The organism is Streptomyces sp. NPDC052040 (assembly GCF_044548405.1).
In the GTDB taxonomy this organism is placed as follows: Bacteria; Actinomycetota; Actinomycetes; order Streptomycetales; family Streptomycetaceae; genus Streptomyces.
On record NZ_JBIUBV010000007.1, the window covers coordinates 281,928 to 307,297 of the forward strand.

20 protein-coding genes and 1 riboswitch are annotated in these 25,370 nt (G+C 69.3%); of the genes, 7 read left to right on the forward strand and 13 right to left on the reverse strand.

Going from position 1 to position 25,370, the window contains the following annotated elements; translation table 11 throughout:
* Positions 1-55: 55 nt before the first annotated feature.
* The 4 genes from ACIHAA_RS17420 to ACIHAA_RS17435 all read right to left on the reverse strand — a co-directional run bounded on the left by ACIHAA_RS17420 (position 56) and on the right by ACIHAA_RS17435 (position 4,358).
* Positions 56-1,063: an ABC transporter permease gene (locus tag ACIHAA_RS17420; RefSeq protein ID WP_399817899.1), complete on the reverse strand. Its 1,008-nt coding sequence runs from the start codon at positions 1,061-1,063 to the stop codon at positions 56-58.
* Between the two features lie 424 nt (positions 1,064-1,487).
* Positions 1,488-2,306 carry an enhanced serine sensitivity protein SseB C-terminal domain-containing protein gene (locus ACIHAA_RS17425; protein ID WP_399817901.1) on the reverse strand — a complete coding sequence of 273 codons (819 nt, stop codon included), beginning with the start codon at positions 2,304-2,306 and terminating at the stop codon, positions 1,488-1,490.
* Between the two features lie 304 nt (positions 2,307-2,610).
* Entirely contained in the window at positions 2,611-3,402 is a 792-nt protein-coding gene (locus ACIHAA_RS17430) for an enhanced serine sensitivity protein SseB (RefSeq protein ID WP_399817903.1), read from the reverse strand.
* A 50-nt stretch (positions 3,403-3,452) separates the two neighbouring features.
* Positions 3,453-4,358 (reverse strand): AAA family ATPase, encoded by a 906-nt coding sequence (locus ACIHAA_RS17435; protein ID WP_399817905.1) that lies wholly within the window; start codon positions 4,356-4,358, stop codon positions 3,453-3,455.
* Between the two features lie 177 nt (positions 4,359-4,535).
* Positions 4,536-4,648, forward strand: a riboswitch (glycine riboswitch).
* Between the two features lie 186 nt (positions 4,649-4,834).
* Between ACIHAA_RS17435 and gcvT the strand changes: the two genes are divergently transcribed.
* The 5 genes from gcvT to ACIHAA_RS17460 all read left to right on the forward strand — a co-directional run bounded on the left by gcvT (position 4,835) and on the right by ACIHAA_RS17460 (position 15,225).
* Complete coding sequence (gcvT, locus tag ACIHAA_RS17440; protein ID WP_399817907.1) at positions 4,835-5,953, forward strand: glycine cleavage system aminomethyltransferase GcvT; 1,119 nt, start codon at positions 4,835-4,837, stop codon at positions 5,951-5,953.
* Between the two features lie 106 nt (positions 5,954-6,059).
* Positions 6,060-6,437, forward strand: coding sequence for a glycine cleavage system protein GcvH (gene gcvH / locus ACIHAA_RS17445; RefSeq protein ID WP_399817909.1), 378 nt, complete (start codon positions 6,060-6,062; stop codon positions 6,435-6,437).
* A gap of 11 nt (positions 6,438-6,448) precedes the next feature.
* A complete protein-coding gene (gene glyA / locus ACIHAA_RS17450; RefSeq protein ID WP_399817911.1) occupies positions 6,449-7,711 on the forward strand; it encodes a serine hydroxymethyltransferase in 1,263 nt (420 codons plus the stop codon).
* Between the two features lie 87 nt (positions 7,712-7,798).
* On the forward strand, positions 7,799-9,166 hold the full coding sequence (locus tag ACIHAA_RS17455) for an L-serine ammonia-lyase (protein WP_399817913.1): 1,368 nt from the start codon (positions 7,799-7,801) through the stop codon (positions 9,164-9,166).
* A 1,088-nt stretch (positions 9,167-10,254) separates the two neighbouring features.
* The gene (locus tag ACIHAA_RS17460) at positions 10,255-15,225 is read left to right on the forward strand and encodes a DUF6531 domain-containing protein (RefSeq protein ID WP_399817915.1); all 4,971 of its coding nucleotides are present in this window, start codon (positions 10,255-10,257) and stop codon (positions 15,223-15,225) included.
* 552 nt (positions 15,226-15,777) lie between these two features.
* On the opposite strand, the gene ACIHAA_RS17465 is transcribed toward ACIHAA_RS17460, so the two are convergent.
* From ACIHAA_RS17465 to ACIHAA_RS17480, 4 genes are all read right to left on the reverse strand, one after another.
* Positions 15,778-16,779: an aldo/keto reductase gene (locus ACIHAA_RS17465; protein WP_399817917.1), complete on the reverse strand. Its 1,002-nt coding sequence runs from the start codon at positions 16,777-16,779 to the stop codon at positions 15,778-15,780.
* Positions 16,776-17,990 carry an MAB_1171c family putative transporter gene (locus ACIHAA_RS17470; protein WP_399817919.1) on the reverse strand — a complete coding sequence of 405 codons (1,215 nt, stop codon included), beginning with the start codon at positions 17,988-17,990 and terminating at the stop codon, positions 16,776-16,778. Before ACIHAA_RS17470 ends, ACIHAA_RS17465 begins: the two co-directional genes overlap by 4 nt.
* Positions 17,987-18,547, reverse strand: a complete 561-nt coding sequence (locus ACIHAA_RS17475; RefSeq protein WP_399817921.1) for a ParH-like protein — start codon at positions 18,545-18,547, stop codon at positions 17,987-17,989. The genes ACIHAA_RS17470 and ACIHAA_RS17475 overlap by 4 nt, the downstream gene beginning before the upstream one ends.
* A gap of 216 nt (positions 18,548-18,763) precedes the next feature.
* Complete coding sequence (locus tag ACIHAA_RS17480) at positions 18,764-19,189, reverse strand: helix-turn-helix domain-containing protein (RefSeq protein ID WP_399817923.1); 426 nt, start codon at positions 19,187-19,189, stop codon at positions 18,764-18,766.
* A 170-nt stretch (positions 19,190-19,359) separates the two neighbouring features.
* Between ACIHAA_RS17480 and ACIHAA_RS17485 the strand changes: the two genes are divergently transcribed.
* Together ACIHAA_RS17485 and ACIHAA_RS17490 are read left to right on the forward strand one after the other, a co-directional pair.
* Positions 19,360-19,605: a response regulator transcription factor gene (locus tag ACIHAA_RS17485; RefSeq protein WP_399817925.1), complete on the forward strand. Its 246-nt coding sequence runs from the start codon at positions 19,360-19,362 to the stop codon at positions 19,603-19,605.
* Positions 19,602-20,117 (forward strand): hypothetical protein, encoded by a 516-nt coding sequence (locus ACIHAA_RS17490; RefSeq protein WP_399817927.1) that lies wholly within the window; start codon positions 19,602-19,604, stop codon positions 20,115-20,117. The genes ACIHAA_RS17485 and ACIHAA_RS17490 overlap by 4 nt, the downstream gene beginning before the upstream one ends.
* Before the next feature lie 7 nt (positions 20,118-20,124).
* On the opposite strand, the gene ACIHAA_RS17495 is transcribed toward ACIHAA_RS17490, so the two are convergent.
* The 5 genes from ACIHAA_RS17495 to ACIHAA_RS17515 form a co-directional block, all read right to left on the reverse strand.
* Positions 20,125-21,246, reverse strand: coding sequence for an MAB_1171c family putative transporter (locus ACIHAA_RS17495; protein ID WP_399817930.1), 1,122 nt, complete (start codon positions 21,244-21,246; stop codon positions 20,125-20,127).
* Positions 21,243-21,425, reverse strand: coding sequence for a hypothetical protein (locus tag ACIHAA_RS17500; protein ID WP_399817932.1), 183 nt, complete (start codon positions 21,423-21,425; stop codon positions 21,243-21,245). Before ACIHAA_RS17500 ends, ACIHAA_RS17495 begins: the two co-directional genes overlap by 4 nt.
* A 689-nt stretch (positions 21,426-22,114) precedes the next feature.
* A complete protein-coding gene (locus ACIHAA_RS17505) occupies positions 22,115-23,680 on the reverse strand; it encodes an FAD-binding oxidoreductase (protein ID WP_399817934.1) in 1,566 nt (521 codons plus the stop codon).
* Between the two features lie 16 nt (positions 23,681-23,696).
* Complete coding sequence (locus ACIHAA_RS17510) at positions 23,697-24,005, reverse strand: YciI family protein (RefSeq protein WP_399817936.1); 309 nt, start codon at positions 24,003-24,005, stop codon at positions 23,697-23,699.
* Between the two features lie 77 nt (positions 24,006-24,082).
* Positions 24,083-25,303 carry an MFS transporter gene (locus tag ACIHAA_RS17515; RefSeq protein ID WP_399817939.1) on the reverse strand — a complete coding sequence of 407 codons (1,221 nt, stop codon included), beginning with the start codon at positions 25,301-25,303 and terminating at the stop codon, positions 24,083-24,085.
* Positions 25,304-25,370: the final 67 nt, after the last annotated feature.

Here is a 25,370-nt window from a genome sequence, read left to right on the forward strand (position 1 = left end):
CCGGATAGATGAGAGACCCCGTGCTGGTGCCACGGGACGCTGGGGGTACGGCAGTTCAGCGGGAGCCCTTGGGGTCCAGCGCGTCGCGCACGCCGTCGCCGAAGAGGTTGAAGGCGAGCACGGTGATGAAGATCGCCACACCGGGGACCACCATGTACATGGGGTCCGAGTCGTAGTAGTCGATCGCGTTCGAGAGCATCTGGCCCCAGGAGGCGGTGGGCGGCTTGACGCCCACGCCCAGGAAGCTGAGTGCCGCCTCGGTGAGGATGTTGGTCGGGATCATCATCGTCGTGTACACGATGATCGGCGCGACGAGGTTGGGCAGCAGTTCCTTGAAGAGGATGTAGAACCGCCCGGCGCCGAGGGAGCGCGCCGCCTCCACGTACTCCCGTTCGCGCATCGACAGCGTCTGGCCGCGCACCACACGTCCCACGTACGGCCAGCCGAAGAACCCGATGACCAGGATCATCACGAAGATGCGCACGCCCGTGCCGGTCAGGCCCAACATCTGGTTCGGCATGACCGAGACCAGGGCGATGATGAACAGCAGCTGCGGGAAGGCGAGCAGACCGTCCATGACACGGCTGATGACCGAGTCGACCCAGCCGCCGAAGAAGCCGGCGAGGATGCCGAGGACGGTACCGAGGACCACGGCGACCAGCGCGGACAGGAAGCCCACGAGGAGCGAGATCTGTCCGCCGTAGACGATGCGGGCGAAGATGTCGCGCCCGTTGACCGGTTCCACGCCCAGGAGGTGGTCGCCGCTGATGCCCCCCAGCGACCCGTGGGGCGTACCGAACAGCGGGTCGATCAGGTTCTCGTGGTAGGCGTCCGGGTCCTGGCCGGCCAGGCTGGTGATCAGCGGCGCGAGGACCGCCATCAGGATCAGGACCAGCACGACGATGCCGCCCGCGAGGGCGAGCTTGTCCCGCTTGAGGCGCTCCCAGGCGATCCGGCCCAGGGAACGTCCCTGTACAGCCTTCGCGTCAGCACTGGCTACGGCCGCTTCCTCGGCAGCACTCGGTGCCGCTTCCGCGGTCGGCTCGTGCAATGGTGCCGTCATCTGGCAGGGACCCCTCTCAACCGGCGTTGACCGGCCCGCACTTGCCGCAGAAGGCGGCATGATCAGTCCGTGGTACACAGGGGCGGGAACCCCTTGAAGCGGGAGTCTTCAACGCTTCGGCGATCAGTTGCCAGACTTGGCGGTGAATGGATGCGCAAACGTGATACGGGTAGGAGGGTTCCGTTATCCGGACGCGGGGTAGCGCGGTGCGGACGTCCGCCAACCGGGGCACACCGCCCAAGACTTGGATCTTCCGATCAGGTCTACGCGCGAAGAGGGACCCTCCGCACCGGAGTTGATCATCAGCGGGCGCGGTGGCGCCCAACTCGGCGCGGAGCGGCGTCAGTACGCGCCAGTGACCGGGGTGGTGCGGGCCGTCCTCCGGGGCGGCGTCCTCCGGGGCGGTGTGCGCCCGTGGCCGGGGTCAGTACGCGCCGTGCACCGGCGGATAGCCGTAGCCCCCGGCGGCCGGGGCCTGGACCGGCGGCTGGATCGGGGCCTGGGCCGCGTGGGCCTCGCGGTCGTAGAACGGGCGGGCGCGGGCGCGGAGCCACATCGCGACCGGGTCGTACTCGTCGGACATCGCGACGGTCGACACGGGCAGCCCCTCGGGGACGGCCGTGACGGACTGCTGCATCATCGCGCGCACCGAGTCCACGGCGGGCGGCGAGGTGTCGTAGACGTCCAGGCCGATGGCGAGATACGGGGCGCCGAGGGAGGGCTGCACCCAGGCCCGGCGCAGGGAGCGCACGGCGGGCGTGCGGTGCGCGTTCTGCGTGAGGAGGGCGTAGAACTCCGGGATCCGGATGGCCGGTTCGGCGAGGCTGAGCGGGCCGATGGGCTGGCGCTCCAGCCCGGTGGCGATACGGCGCAGGTCCAGCCAGGGGATGCCCACACCGCCGCCCGGCGCATGGGGATTCAGCCACAGGCCGTAGTGGTCCGGGTAGAGGGTGCGGGCCACGTCGAGGCCGTCGACCACCTCGTACGAGCGGTTCCAGCCGCTGGCCGAGAGCTCCTGGGCGGAGGTGACGCACGGCACGTAGCCGTAGCCGCCCACCTCCATGTTCCCGTACTGGGCGTCGGGCGATCCGGCCTGGCCGTGCCAGAGCAGCATCCAGACCTGGCCGGAGGACGGGGTCGCGAGGACGCGCAGCAGCGCCTCGTAGGCGTCGTAACGCCCGGGCGTCACCTGGCGCAGCATCTGCTCGACCTGTCCGGCCGCGGCCGTGCCCGACGCGCTCACCCTCTACCGCCCCTTCACGACGAAACCCGACTTCACGACGTAACCCGGCCACCCGGCGGTGGCCCGGCGACGACCCTCGGCGGGCGGGGCGCGGTTTTCGGCCGCACCGCCCGACCCGGGCCATTCTCTCCTGTCCGCGGGACGCGCGTCCCCCGGCGGCCGCGCGAAGGTCCGGGCTCGCTCCCGGCCGGGAGCGGGCCGTCCCGTCCCGGCCATGAAACCAGGTTAAGGCGCCGTACCGACAGCACTCCGGCGCGCGGCCGCCGCCGTCGGCCGGGGAGCGCGCGCCGCAGCGCCGGGCGGCTCAGTAACCGTGCTGGTAGAAGGGCCGGACCTGCTCCCGCAGCCAGTCCCCGACCGGGTCCTGCGCCACATCCAGGAACACCATGTTCACCGGCATCGCCACCGGCGCCCGGCCGAGCGCCCGGCCGAGCGCGTCCAGCGGGACGGCGCGCATGTCGCCCTCCCAGGAGGCGAGTTCGACACCGATGAACATCACCGGGTCCGCGGTCTCGATCGCGGCCAGGCAGCGGCGCGCGCTGAGCACCACCCCGGTCGCCGAGAACTCGGCCGAGGCGGCGGCCAGGAAGTCCACCGGGTCGTCCTGCCAGTCGGGCTCGAAGAGCCGGACGCGCCCGCCGCCCACCGGCCCGTCCAGCGGGGTGCGCAGCACCCGGCACACCTCGGCCACGGCCTCCGGCGGCAGCGGAATGCCGACCACACCGCCCGGGTTGACCGCGATGCCGACCTGCGGGGGCAGCCCGCGGGCGAACTCGACGGCGGGCGCGACCGTGTACGCCAGGTGTCCCCCGACGACCTGGCGGAACTGCTCCTCCGAGCTGAACACCGGCACATACGCCTGGCCCTCGATCTCCAGCGTCGGCAGGTCGAGCGGTCCGCTGTGCGGGCCGCCGCCGCTCGGCAGCGGCACCCACAGGAAGCTGCGGCCGAGGACCTCCACGATCCGGGCGCCGGCCGAGGGGACGCCGAGCGAGGCGGAGAGCACCTCCTCCAGCTCGTTGCCCGGCCACCCGCCGTGCGGATGCGGGTACGCCTGTGCGGGGAAGTCCGCGGGAAGGTCCGCCGGGAAGTCCATCTGCTACCGCCTGCTGAAGAACTGAGGAACCGCTGCTGAGAGGGGCAAGGCTAACCGGTGCGCGGCGCGTGCTCCTCGGGCGGCGGGGTCGGTCCGCTCCCGGCCGGGTCCGTGAAGGCGATCCGGCGCAGTCCGTCGGCCGCCGCCCGGTCGAGGAGGACCACCGAGCCGCAGCCGTCCGGGACCGTTCCCCGCTCGACGCGGCCCAGCAGCCGCCGGGTGGCCCGGCGGTGCCTGAGGAACGCGTACCGCGTCACTCCGCGGCCGCGGGCGCGCTGGCCCGCGAGGGCCGCCGTCGGGGGGACGTCGAGCACCAGCAGATGGAGGGCGCCGCCGCGGCGCCGGGCGGCGCGGGCCAGCCAGGAGCGAACCCAGCCCTGGGCGCCGCAGTCGTGCACCACGACCCCGGTGCGCCCGCGCAGGGCACGGCGCAGACCGGCGTAGTGGGCGAGGCGGACCAGGGGGCGGTAGACCGCGTAGGGGAGGAAGCGCGCCAGGCGCCCGTCCCAGCGGGCCCGGACGTCCTGGGAGTCGACCCGGGCGCCCCGCACGGCACGGCGCATCAGGGTCGACTTGCCGCTGCCGGGCAGTCCGGTGATGACGACGACGTCGCCCGGTCCGAAGGTCAGCCCGCGCGGGCCGGAGCCCGCGCGGTCGCGCAGATCGCGGACGCAGGCACCGGGGGCAGTCCGTTCCTCATGGCGGGTCCCGGAGGTCGGCGTCTCCGCCTGGCGGGTCCCGGAGGTCGGCGGCTCCACCCGGCGGGCCCCGGAGTCGACCCGCTCCGCCCGGCGGGCGCCCGAGGTCGGCGCGTCCTCCCGGCGGGTCCCGCGGGCCGGGGACCCCGGCCCGCGGGGCGCCGCGATGGCCGGGGGCGTCGCGGTGCCCGGGGTCGCAGCGATGCCCGGAGTCGTCGCGATGCCCGGAGTCGTCGCGTATGCCGTCGTCCTGTCCACCGTGATCGTCCTCCCCTGGGGGTCAGGAAGTCCCGTCCCCATCGAGTGTAAAGAGAAGGTAATGCGGAACAGGGGGTGACGGTGTCGCCGTTCTGCCACGGGCCGGTAACGGACGGGGCCCTGCCGCTCCCGGGCGAGGCGTGCAATGATGTGCCCGCCAACTGCATACCGGCCGCTTGAATCCGCGCGGGAGAGTCCCGGTCCGTACGTCGTCCGACGTACGTCCCCCGGGCGCCGAAGGAGCAAGTCCCTCCCTTGAATCTCTCAGGCCCCGATACCGCGCGGGCGAGGCACATCTGGAAAGCGGGCCGCCCCGGGCGGCCCCACCCAAGGTGCAAGCCGTGACATCCCCGCCCGGCGGGGTCATGGCGAACCTCTCAGGTTCCGATGACAGATGGGGAGGAACGACCTCGCCCGCCCCTCCCCCGCCCGGCCCCGCTCGCGCGAGGGGACCCATCGCCCTGGGAGCACAACCGATGAGCAGCAGCCCCCTGCGCCGTACCGCGCTCGACGCCCTGCATCGTTCGCTGGGCGCGACGATGACCGACTTCGCCGGCTGGGACATGCCCCTGCGGTACGGCTCCGAGCGCGACGAGCACCTCGCCGTCCGGACCAGGGCGGGTCTCTTCGACCTCTCCCACATGGGCGAGATCACCGTGTCCGGCCCCGGCGCGTCCCGGCTGCTGGACCACTCCCTGGTCGGCAACATCGGCTCCGTCGGTGTCGGCCGCGCCCGCTACACCATGATCTGCCGGGCCGACGGCGGCATCCTCGACGACCTGATCGTCTACCGGCTCGGCGAGCAGGAGTACATGGTCGTCGCCAACGCCTCCAACGCGCAGGTGGTCCTGGACGCGCTGGTGGAGCGGTCCGGCGGTTTCGACGCCGAGGTGCGCGACGACCGGGACGCCTACGCCCTGATCGCCGTCCAGGGTCCCGAGTCCCCCGGCATCCTGAAGTCCCTCACCGACGCCGACCTGGACGGCCTGAAGTACTACGCGGGCCTGCCCGGCACGGTCGCGGGCGTTCCGGCGCTGATCGCCCGTACCGGCTACACCGGCGAGGACGGCTTCGAGCTGTTCACCGCCCCCGAGCACGCCGAGAAGCTGTGGCGGGCGCTGACCGAGGCGGGCGCCGCGGTCGGTCTGACCCCCTGCGGTCTGTCCTGCCGGGACACGCTCCGCCTGGAGGCGGGCATGCCGCTGTACGGGCACGAGCTGACCACCGCGCTGACCCCCTTCGACGCCGGGCTCGGCCGGGTGGTGAAGTTCGAGAAGGAGGGCGACTTCGTGGGGCGCGAGGCGCTCCTCGCGGCCTCCGGGCGGGCGGCGCAGAACCCGCCGCGGGTCCTGGTCGGCCTGGTCGCCGAGGGGCGTCGGGTGCCGCGGGCCGGGTACCCCGTCACCGTCGGCGGCGAGGTGGTCGGCGAGGTCACCTCCGGGGCGCCCTCCCCCACCCTGGGCCGTCCGATCGCGATGGCGTACGTGGACGCCGCGCACTCCGCGCCCGGCACCGCCGGTGTCGCGGTGGACATCCGGGGCAGCCACGAGCCGTACGAGGTCGTGGCGCTGCCGTTCTACAAGCGCCAGAAGTAGACGCTGGGCCGCCCGGACGGGGCTCCGTGCCCTCCCGGCGCGCTCACGCACGTCCCAGCAGTCCCCCCTTCACCACCACTCCCGCGCGTACAGGAGAATTCAGGCCATGAGCAACCCCCAGCAGCTGCGTTACAGCAAGGAGCACGAGTGGCTGTCGGGCGCCGAGGACGGCGTCTCGACGATCGGCATCACGGAGCACGCGGCCAACGCGCTCGGCGATGTCGTCTACGTGCAGCTCCCGGAGGTCGGTGAGACGGTGAGCGCGGGCGAGACCTGCGGCGAGCTGGAGTCGACCAAGTCGGTCAGCGACCTCTACTCCCCGGTCTCCGGCGAGGTCACCGAGGTCAACGAGGACGTGGTGAACGACCCGTCGCTGGTGAACTCCGCGCCCTTCGAGGACGGCTGGCTGTTCCGGGTGCGCCTGTCGGAGGAGCCCGCCGACCTGCTCACCGCGGACGAGTACACCGAGTTCTCCGGCAGCTGAGGAAGGCAACCATGTCACTTCTGAACACGCCCCTGAACGAGCTGGACCCGGACGTCGCCGCCGCCCTCGGCGCCGAGCTGCACCGCCAGCAGTCCACCCTCGAGATGATCGCCTCGGAGAACTTCGCCCCGGTCGCGGTCATGGAGGCGCAGGGCTCGGTCCTCACCAACAAGTACGCCGAGGGCTACCCGGGCCGCCGCTACTACGGCGGCTGCGAGCACGTCGACGTGGTCGAGCAGATCGCCATCGACCGCGTCAAGGAGCTCTTCGGCGCCGAGCACGCCAATGTGCAGCCCCACTCGGGCGCGCAGGCCAACGCGGCCGCGATGTTCGCGCTGCTCAAGCCCGGTGACACGATCATGGGCCTGAACCTGGCCCACGGCGGGCACCTGACCCACGGCATGAAGATCAACTTCTCCGGCAAGCTCTACAACGTGGTCGCGTACCACGTGGGCGACGGCGGTGTCGTGGACATGGACGAGGTCGAGCGCCTCGCCAAGGAGAACCGGCCCAAGCTGATCGTCGCGGGCTGGTCGGCGTACCCCCGGCAGCTGGACTTCGCCGCCTTCCGCCGGATCGCGGACGAGGTCGGCGCCTACCTCATGGTCGACATGGCGCACTTCGCCGGTCTGGTCGCGGCGGGCCTGCACCCGAACCCGGTCCCGCACGCCCATGTCGTCACCACCACCACCCACAAGACGCTGGGCGGCCCCCGCGGCGGTGTGATCCTCTCGACGGCCGAGCTGGCCAAGAAGATCAACTCCGCGGTCTTCCCCGGCCAGCAGGGCGGTCCCCTGGAGCATGTGGTCGCCGCCAAGGCGGTCGCCTTCAAGATCGCGGCGAGCGAGGACTTCAAGGAGCGCCAGCAGCGCACCCTGGACGGCGCCCGCATCCTGGCCGAGCGCCTGGCCGGGGACGACGTCCGGGCCGTGGGCGTGGACGTCCTGTCCGGCGGCACCGACGTCCACCTGGTCCTGGTCGACCTGCGGAACTCCGCGCTGGACGGCCAGCAGGCCGAGGACCGCCTCCACGAGGTCGGCATCACGGTCAACCGCAACGCGATCCCGAACGACCCGCGCCCCCCGATGGTCACCTCGGGCCTCAGGATCGGCACCCCCGCCCTGGCGACCCGCGGTTTCACCGCCGAGGACTTCGCCGAGGTCGCGGACGTCATCGCCGAGGCGCTCAAGCCGTCCTACGACGCCGAGGCGCTGAAGTCCCGGGTGAAGGCCCTCGCCGACAAGCACCCGCTCTACCCGGGTCTCACCCCGTAAGTCACCTTCCGGCCGGCACCGCGCACACTGGTAGGAGGCGCGGTGCCCGGCCGGGCCCAGCACCACCCCCGTATTGAGGAGTACCCCGTGGCCATATCGGTCTTCGACCTGTTCTCGATCGGCATCGGCCCGTCCAGCTCCCATACGGTCGGCCCGATGCGCGCTGCACGCATGTTCGCCCTGCGGCTGCGCAACGAGGGCCTGCTGGAGTCGGCCGCCACCGTGCGCACCGAGCTCTACGGCTCCCTCGGCGCCACCGGACACGGCCATGGCACGCCCAAGGCGGTGCTGCTCGGCCTCGAAGGCTCCTCGCCCCGCACCGTCGACGTCGAGAACGCCGACCGGCGGGTGGAGGACATCAGGACCACCGGGCGCCTCCGGCTGCTCGACGAGCACGAGATCGCGTTCTCCTTCGACGACGACCTGGTACTGCACCGCCGCAAGGCGCTCCCCTACCACGCGAACGGCATGACCCTGTGGGCGTACGACGCCTCGGGCGCCGAGCTGCTCAGCAAGACGTACTACTCCGTGGGCGGCGGCTTCGTCGTGGACGAGGACGCGGTCGGCGCGGACCGCATCAAGCTCGACGACACCGTACTGAAGTACCCCTTCCGCACCGGCGACGAGCTGCTGCGCCTCACCCGGGAGACCGGTCTGTCGATCTCCTCCCTGATGCTGGAGAACGAGCGGGCCTGGCGCACGGAGGAGGAGATCCGCGCGGGCCTGCTGGAGATCTGGCGGGTCATGCAGGCGTGCGTGGGCCGCGGCCTGGCCAAGGAGGGCATCCTGCCCGGCGGCCTGAAGGTGCGCCGCCGCGCGGCCGTCACCGCGCGCCAGCTCCGCGCCGAGGGCGACCCGCTGGCCCGCGCCATGGAGTGGATCACGCTCTACGCGATGGCCGTGAACGAGGAGAACGCCGCGGGCGGCCGCGTGGTCACCGCCCCGACAAACGGCGCCGCGGGCATCATCCCGGCGGTGCTGCACTACTACATCAACTTCGTGCCCGGCGCCGACGAGGACGGAGTGGTCCGCTTCCTGCTCGCCGCGGGCGCGATCGGCATGCTCTTCAAGGAGAACGCCTCCATCTCCGGCGCCGAGGTCGGCTGCCAGGGCGAGGTCGGCTCGGCCTGCTCGATGGCCGCGGGCGCCCTGGCGGAGGTCCTCGGCGGCACCCCCGAGCAGGTCGAGAACGCGGCCGAGATCGGCATGGAGCACAACCTCGGCCTGACCTGCGACCCGGTCGGCGGCCTGGTCCAGATCCCGTGCATCGAACGCAACGGCATGGCAGCGGTCAAGGCCGTCACGGCGGCCCGCATGGCCATGCGCGGCGACGGCTCCCACAAGGTCTCCCTCGACAAGGTCATCAAGACGATGAAGGAGACCGGCGCGGACATGTCCGTCAAGTACAAGGAGACGGCCCGGGGCGGGCTCGCGGTGAACATCATCGAGTGCTGACCCGGATGGGCCCTGCCCAGCGCCTTCATGTCTTTCAGCGCTGTCGGGGCCTTCCTTGCTCCTCTGACGAGAAAGTCCCCGGGATCTCCCTGAGACAGACGTGAAAGTCCCTGGGACGTCCCTGTCGCGTCCCCATCTCGAAGCGGGGCGCGGCACCCGAAGCCAGCCATGCCGCCGCAAGCGTCGTGCCCTGCTTTGTGACGCGCGATTCGAGTCGCATCATCCGCTGCTTGACCGTCCGCTCGCGCACCGCTCACAGATCCGCCCGCGAAGCGGCCCCGTGAACTCCAGAGATCAGATGCGTCGATGGCACTTGCCTTGCCACGGATGACGCCAGTCAACGAGGTTCTTCTTCGCATCGATCTGCGACCGCGGACATGCCCGGTCGGCCGCTTGACGCGCAGTCCCTTTCCCGTTCCCTGGCAGCCCCTGAGACGTCGTTGGGATGCCCTCCGGCAGGTGATCCATCAGATAGCGCTGAGGACCCGATACTCCACCCCCGCGGAGCACGCCGCAGAGACGTTCGCGTCGCCGGTCCCGACCACCGCCAATTTGCGAATCTCGAGCGGGAGCGCATGGCGCCCCCGAAGCACCAGACGCTGACTGCCGCGTCGAGGGTCCTTTCCGGTCGCCCCAGGGCGGGTTCCAGTCAACGGCTCGCCACTCCGGGGCATATACATGACACGCTCCATATGATCACAATCCGCTACTAAGTGATCACCTTGAGCTTCATGTTGCAGTTAGGGAAGGCAAAGTGACCGGTTTAGAAACGCGCGTGAGGCTTATTGTCGGGTTCGTCGTCGCCTGGTCGATGTTGTTCACGGGAGCTGCGACGGCACTTCCAGCAGTCGCACCTCAGGTGCAGGCCATGCCTCCTGCTGTGCCCGACGCCCATGGCTCAAGGCAGGCACACGAGCAAAGACCTATGACGCTGGCGCAGCGCCATAGGCAGGTGATGAACGAGCGTTACAGTGCACCATATCGGGGCACCAAGGCCGCCCGGCTGACTGTGTCTGAGGGGGTGGCGCAGGCCAACAAGGCCTCTACCCGGGCACGCGCGTCTTGTTGACGTGCGGCATCAGGTCAAGGTGACCTGGATCGTTCAATGCGGCACGAACCAGAAAACCTATGACCTGGGCCAGACGGTCACGGCTTCCTCGGGTGCTTGGGCTGCGCTCAACCCAGGCCATGAGCAGGTCGTGAGCTTCAGCGCGGTCGTCGATCCGGTCTTGTGCGCCAATGTTTCCGATTATTGGACCAACTTCTTCGTGATGCCCCGGGCCACTGTGGTGGACGAGAGTGATGGCGGCACAGGCGGCGTCGACACCCCCATGTATCTGGCATCGGACATTCCCGAGTCGCAGACATATGGCTGCGCCTCGGACTGCTCATCGTCGAGCACCGCCTTCGCGCAGCCGCAGGCGCAGCGTGGGGCGTCTGTGAACACCGCGACGGGGGCGTTCTCCGGTACGTACACCGATATGCAGCAGCCTTCTGTCGGTGGGGGTCTGGATCTTTCGCGCCGTTACAGCTCGGACAACACCGCTTCCGGTTCGCTGGGGGCGGGGTGGTCGGTGCCGTGGGATGCCCACCTGGCCGTGGATGCCAGCGGGAACGTCACCTACACATCCGAGACGGGTGCGACATACCCGTACACCAAAGCGCCGGATGGATCGTTCACCGCTCCCATGACCACGCGGTCGGTGCTGGCGTCCCGGTCTGATGGCACGTACACGCTGTCCACGCCGGACAAACGGACGCTGAGTTTCGATGCTGGCGGCCATCTGGCGTCGGTGAAGAACCGCTCCGGGCAGGGCGTCACCTACGGCTACACGGGCGGTCACGCCGCGTCGGCGACTGACTCTGCCGGGCGAACGTCGACGCTGACCTACAGCGGCAGTCTGCTGTCTGAGGCGAAGCTGGCTGACGGCAGGCACGTCGACTACGGCTACACAGGCGGCCGTCTGACGAGCGTTACCGGGACGGACGGTAAGCAAGTCGCCTACGGCTACGACACTCAAGGCCGCCTCAACTCCGTACAGGACGCCGACGGGCACTTCCCGGTACGCAACACCTACGACACCCAGGGCCGGGTCAGCTCGCAGCAGGACGCTCTGGGGAACAGCACCGCGTTCACGTACAAGTCCGGTGAGACCGACACGACGGCCCCGGACGGCGGGGTGTGGACGGACATCTACGCGCACAACTACCTGCTCGTCCAGTATGACCCGTTCGGCAACCGCACCTTCAACAACTATGACGGCTCGGGAAACGTCAGCAGGATCTCCGACCCGCTGGGCCACGCCACCTCGTACAGCTACGACAGCAGCGGTCTGCTGAAGTCGCAGACGTCGGCATCCGGGAACACATGGCAGTACAGCTACGACACCAGCAGTAACCTGACCAAGGTCACGGACGCCAACGCGCACGCCACCTTCTACACCTACACGACCGGCAACCTTCTGGCCTCGGTCAAGGACGCGCTCGGCAACACGACGTCCTACACCTACGACTCGGCAGGCCGGATCTCGTCGGGAACGGATCCGCTGAAGAACGCCGCCACCTACGGCCACGACACGGCCGGTGACCTGACCTCCGTCACGACGCCGAGCGGCGCCACGGCCACACAGGCCTTCGACGCTTCGGGCCGACTGGTCAGCAGCACCGACCCACGGGGTAACGCTTCCGGCGCGAAGGCGTCCGACTACACCACCGGCTACACCTACGACGACGCCGACCGACTGCTCACCGTCACCGATGCGAACGGGCGTACTACCAAGCGTAGTTACGATGATGCCGGGAACCTCACCTCGCTGACCGACGCGGCGGGAAAGGTGACCTCCTACGGGTACGACGCGGCCAACCGCGTCACCAGCGTCGCCGATCCGGCCGGAAGCTCCACCCGGCAGTCCTACGACGCCATGGGCCGCCTGATATCCGCGACTGACGCAACCGGCGGTACCACCACTTACACCTACGACAAGGCTGGCCGCACGGCGTCGATGACCACGCCGCGAGGCAACGCCCAGGGGGCCACTGCCTCCCAGTACACCTGGACGTACGGCTACGACGCGGCAGGCAACCAGACCTCGGTCACCGACCCCGCGGGTAACACCACCACCACTTCCTACAACGCCGAGAACCGGCCAGCCTCCGTCACCGACCCGCTCAGCCACGTCACGCAGTACTCCTATGACGGGGTGGGCGACGTCCTGCGGGTGACCGACGCCCTGAACCGGACGACGACCAGCACCTACAACGCTGACAACCAGCTCGCCACCGTCAAGGACGCAGCGAGCCACACCACCACCTACAGCTACGACGCCGACGGCCGACTCGCAGCGGAAACCTCACCGCTGGGCGATAAGACCACCTACGCCTATGACGCCGACGGCCGCCTCAGCGACACCGTCGAGCCCCGCGGCAACGCCTCCGGCGCTGACCCGACCCAGTACACCTGGCACACCTCCTACGACGCGGCTGGCAACGCCATCAGCCAGAAGGACCCGCTGGGCAACAACGCGACCCGCACCTACGACGCGGTCGGCAACCTCACGGCAGCCACCGACGGGCGTGGCAAGAAGACCACCTACGCCTACGACAGTCTGAACCGCCTGACGACCGTATCCACGCCCGACAGCAGTACCACCACACTCGGTTACGACGCCGTGGGCGACATGACCTCACGCGTGGACGGCAACCAGCACACCACCACCTACGCCTACGACAGCAACGGACGCCTGACCAAGGTCACCGACCCGCTCAAGCGGTCCACGTCCTACGCCTACGACGCCGACGGCAACCGGACCATCGTCACCAACGCGCGCGGCAAGACCATCACCACCGCCTACAACGGCCGCGACCTGCCCACAGGGGTGACCTTCTCCGACGGCACGCCCGCCGTCGCCTACACCTTTGACGCGGCAGGCCGCATCGCCACCCTCGCCGACGGCACCGGCACCCGCACCCTGACCTACGACGCCGACAACCGGCCCCTAACCATCACCTCGCCTGGCGCCACCAACCCCTTCACCTACACCTACAACAACGACGGCACCGTCAAAAGCCGTACCTACCCCGACAGCTACGCCACCAGCTACACCTACGACGCCGACGCACGTCTGACCGGGCAGACCACCGGCGGCAAAGCCATCACCTACGGCTACGACGAGGCCGGCAACCTCACCTCCACCAAGCTGCCCACCACCACCGCAGTCACGGAAGCCCGCACGTATGACCGGGCCGGGCGGCTCGCCACCGTCTCCGACGGCACCGGCGTCCGCCAGCTCACCCGCGACCCCGACGGCCGACTCACCGCGGACACACCGACCACGGGCCTGGCCAACCGATACAACTACGATCCCGCAGGCCGCCTGACCCGCACCTGCACCGATGCAACCACCAGCACCTCATGCCTGGGCGGCACCACCGGCAGCACCTACGCCTACGACAAAGCCGGCAACCTCACCACCGCCACCACCGGCAGCAGCACCACCACCACCGCCTACGACGCCGCGAACGAACTCACCACCATCGCCGCCACCGGCAAGAGCACCGTCACCGACACCTACGACGCCGACGGCAACCTCACCAAGGACACGAGCGGCAGCTACACCTACGACGCCCTGAGCCGCATCGCCTCGGCAACCCTCGGCTCCAACACCTACGCCTTCACCTACGACGCCGACGGCAACCGCACCACCACCAAGAAGGACGGCACCCTCGACCGCACCACACGCTGGGACGTCAACAACCCGCTCCCGCAGATCGCGACCGACACCAACGCCTCCGGCGCGCTGATCGCCGACTACACCTACAACCCGACCGGCGCTCCCGAGACCCTCCACAACACGACCAGTACCTATTCCCTCCTGCACGACCGCCAGGACTCCATCCGCTCCGTCCTGGACGCCACCGGAGCGACAACCTCCACCAGCAGCTACACCGCCTGGGGCCGGGCCACCACCACCGGCACCGGGCAGACCAGCCCCTTCGGCTTCACCGGCCAGTACACCGACCCCTACCTCAGCGGCCGACTCGCCCTCCGCGCCCGCAGTTACGACCCCACCACCACCCGCTTCGCCACCACCGACCCCGTCATCGCCGACCCGGCAAACCCGACCTCCAGCGCCTACGCCTACGCCAACGACGACCCCGCCAACCAATCCGACCCCTCAGGACAGTGCCCCGAGTGCGTCAGCGCAGGCATCGGCGCAGCACTTGGCGCCGTCATCGAAGGCGGCGCCTACTCCTGGCAACACCGCCACAGCGGCTTCACCTGGGGCGGCCTCGCCGTCGCCAGCGGTGAAGGAGCCATCACCGGCGCCGCAGCCGGCCTCCTCATGCCCGGCGCAGGCAACGCCGTCGCAGACGCCTTCGAACTCACCGGAGCCCGCGCATTCGCCGCCTCGGCCTCGGTCAACGCAGCCGTCGGAGCAGGCTTCACCTGGGCCAGCAACCAACTCCATTGCCAGCCCACCACCCCCGGCGACCTCCTGTTCGGCGCCGCGGGGGGAGCCGCCAGCAGCCTCTTCGAACCAGCCCTCAACTGGCTGAAGAGCAACCGGCTCTTCATGCCGTCCGTCATCGTCTCGGCGCACACCGATCCCAATGCCCTTAGGCTTCTCTTCCGGACGCTGGGTGAGGGAGAGACAGCCACATACATTGCCCGGCCTGGGGCCAATCCCAACATCGAGCCGTGGGAACACGTCGCAGGCTGGGGCCGGGCAGAGTCACCGTGGATCTCACTGACCGGCAACGAGAAGGTGATGTACGGAAGGTACGGAACGCCCACAGCTCAGTATCCTCAAAACGGATCGTGGGGGTACGTAGCCATCAATCGCGATGCGCTCACCGGCATCACCCACGATGCTGCGGCAAACCTGCCGACTCCACAACACATCACTGATATGGGACTGTACCCGGCAGAGGACGCGCGACGGGACTCAGAGTTCCTGGTGAAGGACTCAATCAACCCCGACGCTATAGTCAAATCCTGGCCTGCCGGTACAAGCCAAGAGGAAATAGCGAGAGATATCCGTGAACTACGAGGATACTGAGAGGGGAGTTCGGTGATAGCAGCAGGCTGGAGACTACTCCAGGACGGAGAAGTCGTATGCACCTTGCACTATCTGAGATCCGACCAGCCGTTCTTCATCTGCCGCGTCGAACCCTCGGCTGCTTGGTCATCCATCAAGCCGTACTTCGATGAGCTGTCGGCGGTTCCCCGCCCGGACAAGGATGGCCTCCGAACCGCGCAGGCGCTGAAACGGATTCGCGCCCTTCAGCTCGTCTTGGAGGATGCGGAAAGCGGAAGCACAGTCGATCGGTACTATCTCTCCATTAATGGAGATGTGGCTACTCTTCGGATCAGTACTCCCTGAAGGAGTTCATCATGACGGAAGGCGCTACTCGATGGCGCCTTCCATCATGGATTCCACCAGTGGAGTACTGCGGGACCGAGACGCATTTTGGGGACCGAGAGACGGGGAGGCATCTCTCGGAGTCCTGTCGCTTACCGAAATCGATCACTATTCAGATCCGAGGCAACAAGGCGAACTTCCGCTACTGAGTGCCAACTGCCCCATGACTGGCGACCCGGCCAGTGGGGGTCAGTGGCCGAGGCGGGACATGGCCTGTTCCGGGTAGCGGCCGCCGGCCACCGCGCCGTCCGGTACCGCGTTCCGCAGCAGCTCACGGTGTTCCTTGGTCAGGGTCACGTCGCAGGCCGCCGCGTTCTCCTCCAGGTAGCGCCGCTTCTTGGTACCGGGGATGGGGACGATGTCGTCGCCCTGCGCCAGCAGCCAGGCGAGGGCCGCCTGCGCGGGTGTGCAGCCGATCTCGTCGGCGGCCCGGTGCACGGCCTCCACCAGCGTCAGGTTGTGCCCGAGGTTCTCGGCGGCGAACCGGGGCCAGCGCCTGCGGTTGTCCCCGCTGCTCAACTCGTCCACCGACGTGATGCTCCCGGTGAGCATGGCGCGCCCGAGCGGCGAGTACGCCACCACCGAGATGCCGAGCTCCCGGCAGGTGTCCAGCATGTCGCCCTCCACCACGTCCCTGGTGAAGAGCGAGTACTCCAGCTGGACCGCGCTGATGGGGTGGACGGCGTGGGCCCGGCGCAGGGTGTCGGCGCCGACCTCGCTCAGGGCGAGGTACCGGATGTCCCCCGCTTCCACCAGTCCGGCCATCGCACCGACCGTCTCCTCGATGGGCGTCTCGGGGTCGCGGCGGTGCATGCAGTAGAGGTCGATGTGATCCACGCCGAGGCGGCGCAGCGAGGCATGGCAGGCGGTCCGTACGTACTCCGCCGAGGTGTCCACCCCGTCCACGCGGCCCGACTCCGGGTCGTGGCGCAGCCCGAACTTCGTGGCCAGCACCACGCGGCTGCGCTCGGAGGCCCGGCGCCGCAGCCAGGCGCCCAGGAGTTCCTCGTTGGCGCCGCGCCCGTACGCGTCCGCCGTGTCGAGGAAGTCGACCCCGAGATCGAGGGCGCGGTCCAGGGTGCGTTCGGACTCGGCGGTGTCCGGGACGCCGTAGGCGACGGACATGCCCATGCAGCCGAGCCCCACGGATGACACCCGCGGTCCGTGCGTGCCGAGCGTGCGGTATTTCACCGGGAACTCCTTCTGTGGGAGGGGAGGTTCGCATAAGCCCGGGCCACGCTCAGCAGCCGGGCGACTTCCGCGCCGTAGTCGCCGCTCCTGCTCACGTACGGCTCCACGGCGGACGGCCTCTCTCCGGCCTTCGGCGCGCAGCCCTCGCGCTTGGCGCGCAGGGCCTGACGCACCACCGCGGCCTGCGCCTCCGCCTGGAGGGCCTCCCCCGACAGGCCCGCCTGCCGGGCACGCCGACCGGCGCGCGCGCTGATCTCCGGGTCCATGTAGGGCCGCAGGGCGAGGAGTCCGTCCTGGATCTCGACGACCTCGCGGTAGAGGCGGTAGCTGATGTTGCCCGGCAGGAGGCGGGCGAGCGGGGCGGAGCGCCGGGGCTCCAGGACGACGTGCGGATACGCCTCGGTCACGGCGCGCCACAGCCCGTACAGCCGCTGGTAGTTGACGAAATTACGCATCCTGCGGTGCCACTCCGAGGCGGCCGGCCCCCACGAGGGCATGGTCAGCCCCACCGCGAGGAAGGAAATCCCGATGCCGTTGGCCAGAGGTGTGATCAGCTCCCAGTTCAGCGGATCGAGGCCGAACTGTTCGGCGAGCACCGCGGACAGGCGATGGATGCAGTAGACGAGATACGCGGCTGCGCCGATCCCGGTGCAGTACAGCCCCCGGGACAGCCACTGGCGCCCCGCCACGCGGCGGAAGCGTTGGCACAGCCGGATGATCTCGACCATTCCGGAGCCGAAGGCGCTCACGTACACCAGCAGGTAGACGGCGACCGGCGGCCGGCGCGCCTCTTCGAGCAGATAGTGGGTGTCCCGCCCGCCGCCCTTCGAACCGGCGACGCACCACATCGTCACCATGACGGCGGCGCACAGCCCGCTGATGACCAGCCGTCCGACGGCCTTGCGGCGTGCCTCGGCAGGCGGATGCACCCAGTGGGCGATCGCGATGAGGATGGCCGCGCTGGACGCCACTCCGCCGAAGAGGTGGATACCGAGCGCGCCCAGATTGGGAATCCCGGTACGGGCGTCGACGGCCGCCGACACGGCCGGGGTGGACAGCGCGAAGGACGCCCCCTTGCAGGAGAAGGCGATGAGCAGGGCCGAAAGCGCCGGGTCGCCGGAATGGGTGCGTATGGCCCGCACCTTGTAGAGCAGAACCAGCAGACATATCGCGGTGCAGAGGGGAAAGACCACACCCTTCACATCGTTCATTCCGTTGGCCTCAGCGACTGGGCGATCCGTGCGACGGTGGCCGCGTCGCCGGAGGGCACTGCCCAGGTGAACTCCATCGGAGGGCGGGTGACCCGCTCCAGTATCAACGAGCCGACCATTTCGGCCGCTTGCTCGTCCTCGGTGGAGTAGGCGGTACGGCCCAGTATCTCGATCACACGCTGGACGTCGAGGTGGGGGAAGAGCAGGGCCATGCTCTCCGGTTCGGGCTTCAGCGGGTCGGAGTGGGCACACAGCATGTGCGCCAGCTCGTGCGCGATGATGTGGTCCTGGTGGAACGGCGTGGTGTCGGCCTCGACGACGATGATGTCGACGGTGTCCGTGGCCAGCCATATTCCGCACGGCTCGTCCGCGCCGAGCACCATGGGCATGACGTGAATGAGGCGGTCGCGCCGACGGCTCTGCTGGTCGATGAGCGTGGAGATGCCGCTTCCGGTGGGCAGGTCCAGGCGGTCGAGGAGTTCTTCGGCCGTACGGTGCAGCCTCCTGAACCTCCTGCGGTCGGACCACCAGCGGGACAACCGGGATATGTCGAACACCGTTACCGCCACCGCCTGCCGCCGCCCGCAGGAGAGTCCAGGCGGCCTTCTCTGCGGAGAAGCGGTTCCCGGATCCGCGCCTGCGGCATGCGTCCTCCAAGCCCGTGGAAGTCCTTGGCCCGCACCAAACAATTGAGCCCCGGGATCCTACCCGGCGCCGTCGGCTCCCGCCCGGAGACGATGACCGGGCCCCGGCCTCGCCCGGCGTCGTCTGCGCTACTCCTCGACGGGTGGCAGACCCTGGAGTTTTCTTATCTCGTCCAGCACCGACATCACCGCGGTCAGACTCTCGGGCGGGAGCCCCGCCGCGCGCAGGGCGATGGAGCGCACTCCGGCCTGGTGCAACTCGTCCAGCATGGCGAGCTGGTTGAGGGCCTGGTCCGCGGAACCCTGGTCGAAGAAGTACGCGGACTTCACTCCGAAGAAGCGGGCCAGCGCCGCCAGCAGTTCGGGGGACGGGCGCTCCCGCTTCCCGTTGCGCAGGGCCGACAGATAGGCGCCACTGACCCGGAGTTTGGGGTTCGCCTGCTTGAGCCGGGCGGCCACCTCGTCGTTGGTCCACGGACGCCCCTCAGGGCGACTCGACCGGAAGAGGCGGTCCAGACGCTCGGCGAGCAGCGATTCGTTCTTCTCCGCAGCCATTCCCACTCTCCGTGGTGAGCGACGTGTGCCAGGGAAGGCACCGGACTACTCGGCCCGACCTGCCTGTGGTGGGCATCACAATAGGGGAGGCGCCCTTGCGGGCGGTACTCCCAAATCGTCTACTGGTTTTCATCTCTCAACTGCCAGTTGAAGCAGAGCGAGGAGGGCACATGACCGTCCAGACGCCTACGGAGACGTTACTCGGCAGCCTCACCACCAGGGAGCAGCAGGTCCTCGAACTCGTCGCCGACGGCAGGTCCAACCTGGCGATCGAACGGGAACTGCGCCTGCGACCCAAGACGGTCGAGGCACATCTGCGGAGTCTGTTCTGCAAGCTCGGACTGGAGCAGAGCCCCTATGAACACCGCAGGGTCATGGCCGCGGTCACGTACCACGGCCACCGTCCCGCCGCGTGACGCGGCGCCGGAACGTGCTGCGCGTTCTCGGCCTGAGCTGCGCCCTCACCGTCGTCGCGGCGACGGCAGGGGGTGACATGCCCGGGGGCGGACGGGCCGCGTCCGAAGGCTTCCCCGCCGTGGAGGCGCGGATCGTGACTCTGGTCCAACAGGTGGTGCGAACAGGCGGGTTCACCGTCGACCCGCGTCGGGGATCGGCCCCCACCACGGGATACGCCGTGGCGACCGGGCGCTCCACCGCGCGCGTGGAACCGGCGGCCGCCTTCTTCGACGGCGACGGCCCCCAGGCTCTGCGCACATACCTGCTGGACCACGCCGCCGCGCTCACCCGGGATCCGGAGCTGATGCTCGGTGCCTGGTACGACCGCGCCGCGCGACGCGTCGTGCTGAGCCTGGTGCGCATCGTGTCCGACCGGGCGGCGGCGGTGCGGTGCGGGCGGTCGCGCCACCAGCGCTCCGTGTACGACCTGACGGCACGGCGGGAGGTGCCCACGGGGCTGCCCATGTCCTGACCGCGCTTCACGGTGCGGTCTTCAGCTGGGTGTGGAACTCCTTCGCCAGCCCGGTCAGCCACTCGACCTCCTCGTCGAAGTCCCGGTCCTGCGACACCGGCACGAACCCGGTCCGCAGGTCCGCCCGGTGCAGCACGGCGAGCAGCGCGGACCTTCCCCGGCCCATGCAGGGGGGCGCCGCGCGGTCGTCACCCGCCGACGCCGCATGCAGGGCACGACGGGCGTCGTGGATCTCGATGACCCTGCGGTGCAGCCAGAAGTCGATGCGCCGCAGGCGCAGCCGGTCGGCGAGCCTGGACGGCGGCGGGTCGAGCGCGACATCCGGGACCTCGTCCTGGAGGGCCCGCCACAGCGGGTAGAGATGCCCGTGCGTCCGATAGGCCCGCACCCAACGGGCGGCCGAGGACAGCCGCTCACCCACCGTGGGCAGCACCCAGCCGATCAGCGAGAGCATCGAACCGATGTCCCCGCACAGCCACACGGTCGGCTCCATCCCCCGCAGGTCGTAGCCGAGGGGGCCCGCGGCGAGGTCGGTGACGCGCAGCACCGCGTAGCAGAGGATCAGCGCCCCTCCGACGGCGGTGGTCACCATGCCCCGGCGCAGCCAGGTGCGGTGGGAGATCGCGGCGTAGCTCCAGCAGTGCCGCACGACATCGGCCTGGCCGACCAGGCAGGCCAGCGTGTAGAGGACCAGATACGGTGCTTGGAAGAGGCGGTGGGCGTAGGCGAGGTAGAAGTCCTGGAACCGCTCCTGGCGGGGAGCGAACGCGAAGAAGGTCACCACATAGGTGGCGATCATGACGAGTCCGAGAGCGAGTCGGCGCCGGAACCGGCGTCGCGCCGTGTTCGTCGGGTACGTCCAGTGCACCAGCAGGTACTGCTGGGCGATGGTGAGGCCGAGCACGCTCACACCCGAAGCCATTCCCGCGCTGTTGCTGAGACCGGTCCACCGGTCGATCACCACGTACACCGGCGGCAGCAGGAAGAGGTAGCTCGCGGCGGACAGACCGACGTAGACGCAGAAGACAACAGCGGCGGTGTCGCGTGCTCTGAACGGCAGCACCCACACCTTGCACAGGAAAATCGTGGCGCCGACCACCAGGCACGCCAGGTGCAGCGCGTTGGTCACTCGGCGCTCCCGCCGCCGATGGAGAACAGCTGCTCGAGCCGGTGCAGGATGCCCTGCGACGCGGGGTCGGGGGCGGACGGTCCCTGCGGCAGGCGGGAGTTCATGCGGCAGAGGATCACCGAGGCCATCACCTCCGCCTCCCGTTCGTCGCCGTCGGTGTAGGTGGTCCTGTGCAGCATCTGCTGGACGAGCCGGGGGTCGAGATCCGGGAAGACCCGGGCGGCGGCGGGTGTCCCTGCCCAGGGGCATCTCCCGGGTGTGCTCGCACAGGATGTGGGCGAGCTCGTGGGCGATGATGTGTTCCTGATGGGTGCGGCTGGTCTGCGACTCGTGGATCACGACGTCCAGGGCCGGAAGTGCCAGCCAGATCCCGGACGGCCGGTCGGCACCCAGTTCGGTCGGGATCAGGTGGATCGGCCGGTTGCGCGTACGACTGAGGTGTTCGACAAGTCCGGTGATGGTGAAGGGTGCCGGTACCTCCCAGTTGGTGAACCGCGTCTCGCACGTGCGCAGCAACTGCCTGATCGCCCGCGCATCTGCCGACTGCCCTGCCCTGGCCACGAATTTCATCGAGCGTGCGCTCCCTCATGAGACACGCGCGACAGATCGACGAAACGCCGTTGCGGGGGACGGCATGCCCTCGGGGAACCCGCTCGGCCCGACTGGCCGGGCGGATGCTCCGACGACAACCCGCGCCCCTGACGCACCTCGCCAGTCCCCCGGTTTCCGTGACGACCGCGCGCACATGCCCTTTCGAAGAGTGCAATGCTGCCAAAGGGCGTCTGCGCCAACAAGGCGTCCCGGTCACACAGGCTGGAAACATTCGTTCGCCTGGGCGACTTGCACGACTGCTCTCATTCCGGCGGCCTCACCACCCGCCGTCGCGCAGGTGACGCGGCCATATCCCCTGTTTGCCGGGAGCGAGGACGCCCGCCGGGTCGAGCGCGTCCTTGATCTTCTCGCTCAGGCGCAGCAGGGCGCCGTCGTTGTAGCTGAAGGTGGCGGCGATGTCGTCCATCAGCGCCGGGTGCACGCGGTACTCGCCATAGCCGAGATCCGCCGCCTCCTTGATGAGGGTCCGGCACAACTCCAGGGTCGTCAGACGGTCTTCGGGGAGGGCGGTGTCGAACATCAGCATGCAGATGTGGTGCATCTCGCGTCGCCCGACGATGAAGTTGCCCATGTAGTCCTTGCCCGCTTCGCGACATCGGTCGCGGGCCAGTTCGTACTGGCGCATCGCGTCCTCACCGGTGGCCGGCGAGACGGGGGCGAAATCGATGTGGCCGCCATTGTCGTGCCACTGGAGGATGTCGTACGTCTCCAGGTTGGGCAGGCCCGCCATGATCTTCGCCCGGGTGGCGAGCACCGGGCTCGGATGCTCCCCCGCGAAGTGGAAACCGGCGCCCGGGATACCGGAGAAGGCGTCCCGGATCACGGACCAGGTGGCGGCGCGTACGGCGTCCGGGCCGTACAGGGCCCCGTAGTAGTTCCAGCGCCCGATGCCGAGATCGTCCGCGATCCGCCGGGCCACGCTGTCGGGGACCGGGCCCGGGCCCGGGTGGAACGCGGAGCGGGGCCCCACAGCCGCGGCGTCCAGGAGCAGGCTGCGCAGCGTCGGCACATGCGTGATGGTGCCGTCGAGGCGGAGCGGGCGCAGCGCGTCGACGAAGGGGCCGAGGTCCTCCTCCCTGGGCAGCGTGATCATGTACGCCTGATAGCCCGCGGGCCTGGGCATCAGCCACACACCGATCTTCGTCACGATTCCGAAGTTCGACTGGGTGAACATGGGGTCGAACTGCGGCCCGTAGCCGTACTTGAAAAGTTGCCAGGTGTTGCTGCCCGGGAGCGCGCCCATGCCGGTCCTGACCACGTCCCCGTCGGCGAGCACCACCTCCATACCGCATTGGACGGACAAGTGGTCCCCGTACGGGGTGTAGCCCACCCCGCGTTCCAGCGTGTTGCCGACGATGCTGCCCCACGCGAGGTCGGGCACGTCGAGCATCAGCCGGCTGCCGTGCTTCTCCAGGTGTTCGTACAGGTCGAAATAGGTGACGCCCGGCTCCACGAGTGCGTAGCCGAACGTCTCGCTGACGTCCAGAATGCGGTTCATCCGCCGGAGGTCGACCACCACCGCGCCGGGCAGCCGAGGTGCCGCGCCGCCGAATCCGAGGTTCTTCCCCGTGGAGATCGGTGACAGCGGGAGGCCGAGCGAGGTGGCGGTCCGGACAATCGCCTGCACCTCTTCCACGGTGTGCGGAAGCACCGCGGCCGACGGGCTGAAGTGACCGGCTTCGACGATGGGGAACGGGTCCCGGTACGGGGCGAGTTCGGATTCCTCGGCGAGTACCCACTTCTGGCCGAGGACGTCCCGCAGGGAGTTCAGCGCGGACGTCAGGTCACTGTCGCTGAACCGGGGCGGAAGGGGCTTGGTCATCGACGGGGCTCCTCTGTCATGACGAGGTATCGGTGAGCTGGGCCGGTGAGTTGCTCGACTCGGCGAAGGCGGTCACGGTGACCTGGCGCCACACCCCCTTGACCATGAACGGGTCCTGTGCGACGTACCGTTCGACCGTCTCCCGGTCCTCGGCGCGCATCAGGATCAGGCTGCCGACGGGACGGTCGCCGTCGTCGGACGTGAGCATTCCGTAGAAGACGGGTTCCACGATTCCCGAGCGGAGCCCGGCCGAATGCTCCGCCCTGGCCTCCTGCCTGATCTCCAGAACGTCGTCGGCGTCAAGACAATGGACGGCCCAGAGCATCGGAATCACCTTTGCTGACGAGTGAGCGGAAGGGTGAGGCTAACCCCCACGCAGCCTCGGTACATCAGGGCTGACCCTTACTCCGGATCGCGGGAGATGGCCCAGTAGGCGCAGAAGAAGGCTCCGAGGAGTGCCACCGCCGCGCAGACGAGGGGGATGGAGCGAAAGCCCGTCGTGGACAGCAGCGCACTGCCCGCCGCCGCTCCGAGCGCCGTTCCCAGATACATGGAGCTGCTGTTCCACGCCAGGAGCGAACCGCTGTGCCGCGGGTAGGACGCCACCAGGTGAGCCTGGTACGAGGGGAGACAGGGGTAGGCGCAGAGGGCGAAGAGGAAGAGCGCGCCCATCAGGAGCGGTACCGGGGCGCGCACCGCCAGGTCGAGCAGGAGCATCATCACGGCGACCAGAGCGAGACTGGTGGTGGCGACACGCCTCGCCCCGTACCGGTCCGCCAGCCTGCCGCCGCCGAAGCTGCCGGCGACGGCGCCGGCGCCGAAGACGATCAGCGCCAGGGCCACGAGGCCCGTCGAGAGCTTGGCCTCCTGGCGCAGCCCGGTGCCGAGGTAGGTGTAGAGGGCGTAGACGGCGAAGGCCCACAGTCCGGTGACCGTGACCGCCCTGGCCCGGGTGAACAGTCCGAGGGCGGCGGCAGCGGGGGCCGCTCCGGCAGCCGGCTTCGGCGTGTCGGGCCACACGGCCAGGTTGACAGCAGCGAGGACCGCTGCCGGGAGGGCGAGGATCACAAAGACGGCGCGCCAGCCCCACACTGCGGCCAGGGCGGTGCCGCTCGGTGCGCCGGTGGTCAGGGAGATCAGAAAACCCGCCACGGCGGTGGACATCCACACACCCCGTTTGTGGGCAGGGGCCGCTGCACCCACCAGTGCGTAGACCGAGGGGCTCACGGCGGCTGCCGTCAGTCCGGCCAGCACCCGGGCCAGCAGGAGCACCGCAAAGGAGGGCGCAACCCCGGTCAGGACGTTCGCCAGCGCGAAGCCGACGAGACCTGCGGCCAGCACCTTGCGGCGTCCGATCCGGTCGGCGAGGGAGCCGAAGACGGGTGCTCCCAGGACGTAGACGACCGAGAAGACGGTGACGGCGCTGCCCGCGGCGCCCGGTGAGACGTCGAAGTGCCGTGCGATGGCCGGCAACAGGGGGGACACCACGAACAGATCGGTTCCCACGATGAGCAGGGTGATGAAGCCGACCACCAGAGTGCCGCGACCGCCGTCCCGCCGTGCGGGAGGAGGGGGTGCTAACCGCTCTGTGTCCGGGGGGGTGTCTGCACGGGAAGCTCGCATAGTTAGCACGCTAGCTTATATCTTTCTGAGAAGCAATTTACCAGGAAGGTACTTGCCGGGAAGGCAG

What these genes read in the sequence shown, in the direction of transcription:
- ACIHAA_RS17420 (WP_399817899.1), bottom strand. Translation starts at nt 1,063, where the DNA reads ATGACGGCACCATTGCACGAGCCGACCGCGGAAGCGGCACCGAGTGCT.
- ACIHAA_RS17430 (WP_399817903.1), bottom strand. Translation starts at nt 3,402, where the DNA reads ATGGACTTCCCGGCGGACCTTCCCGCGGACTTCCCCGCACAGGCGTAC.
- gcvT (WP_399817907.1), top strand. Translation starts at nt 4,835, where the DNA reads ATGAGCAGCAGCCCCCTGCGCCGTACCGCGCTCGACGCCCTGCATCGT.
- gcvH (WP_399817909.1), top strand. Translation starts at nt 6,060, where the DNA reads ATGAGCAACCCCCAGCAGCTGCGTTACAGCAAGGAGCACGAGTGGCTG.
- glyA (WP_399817911.1), top strand. Translation starts at nt 6,449, where the DNA reads ATGTCACTTCTGAACACGCCCCTGAACGAGCTGGACCCGGACGTCGCC.
- ACIHAA_RS17470 (WP_399817919.1), bottom strand. Translation starts at nt 17,990, where the DNA reads ATGAACGATGTGAAGGGTGTGGTCTTTCCCCTCTGCACCGCGATATGT.
- ACIHAA_RS17480 (WP_399817923.1), bottom strand. Translation starts at nt 19,189, where the DNA reads ATGGCTGCGGAGAAGAACGAATCGCTGCTCGCCGAGCGTCTGGACCGC.
- ACIHAA_RS17485 (WP_399817925.1), top strand. Translation starts at nt 19,360, where the DNA reads ATGACCGTCCAGACGCCTACGGAGACGTTACTCGGCAGCCTCACCACC.
- ACIHAA_RS17500 (WP_399817932.1), bottom strand. Translation starts at nt 21,425, where the DNA reads ATGCTGCACAGGACCACCTACACCGACGGCGACGAACGGGAGGCGGAG.
- ACIHAA_RS17505 (WP_399817934.1), bottom strand. Translation starts at nt 23,680, where the DNA reads ATGACCAAGCCCCTTCCGCCCCGGTTCAGCGACAGTGACCTGACGTCC.
- ACIHAA_RS17510 (WP_399817936.1), bottom strand. Translation starts at nt 24,005, where the DNA reads ATGCTCTGGGCCGTCCATTGTCTTGACGCCGACGACGTTCTGGAGATC.
- ACIHAA_RS17515 (WP_399817939.1), bottom strand. Translation starts at nt 25,303, where the DNA reads ATGCGAGCTTCCCGTGCAGACACCCCCCCGGACACAGAGCGGTTAGCA.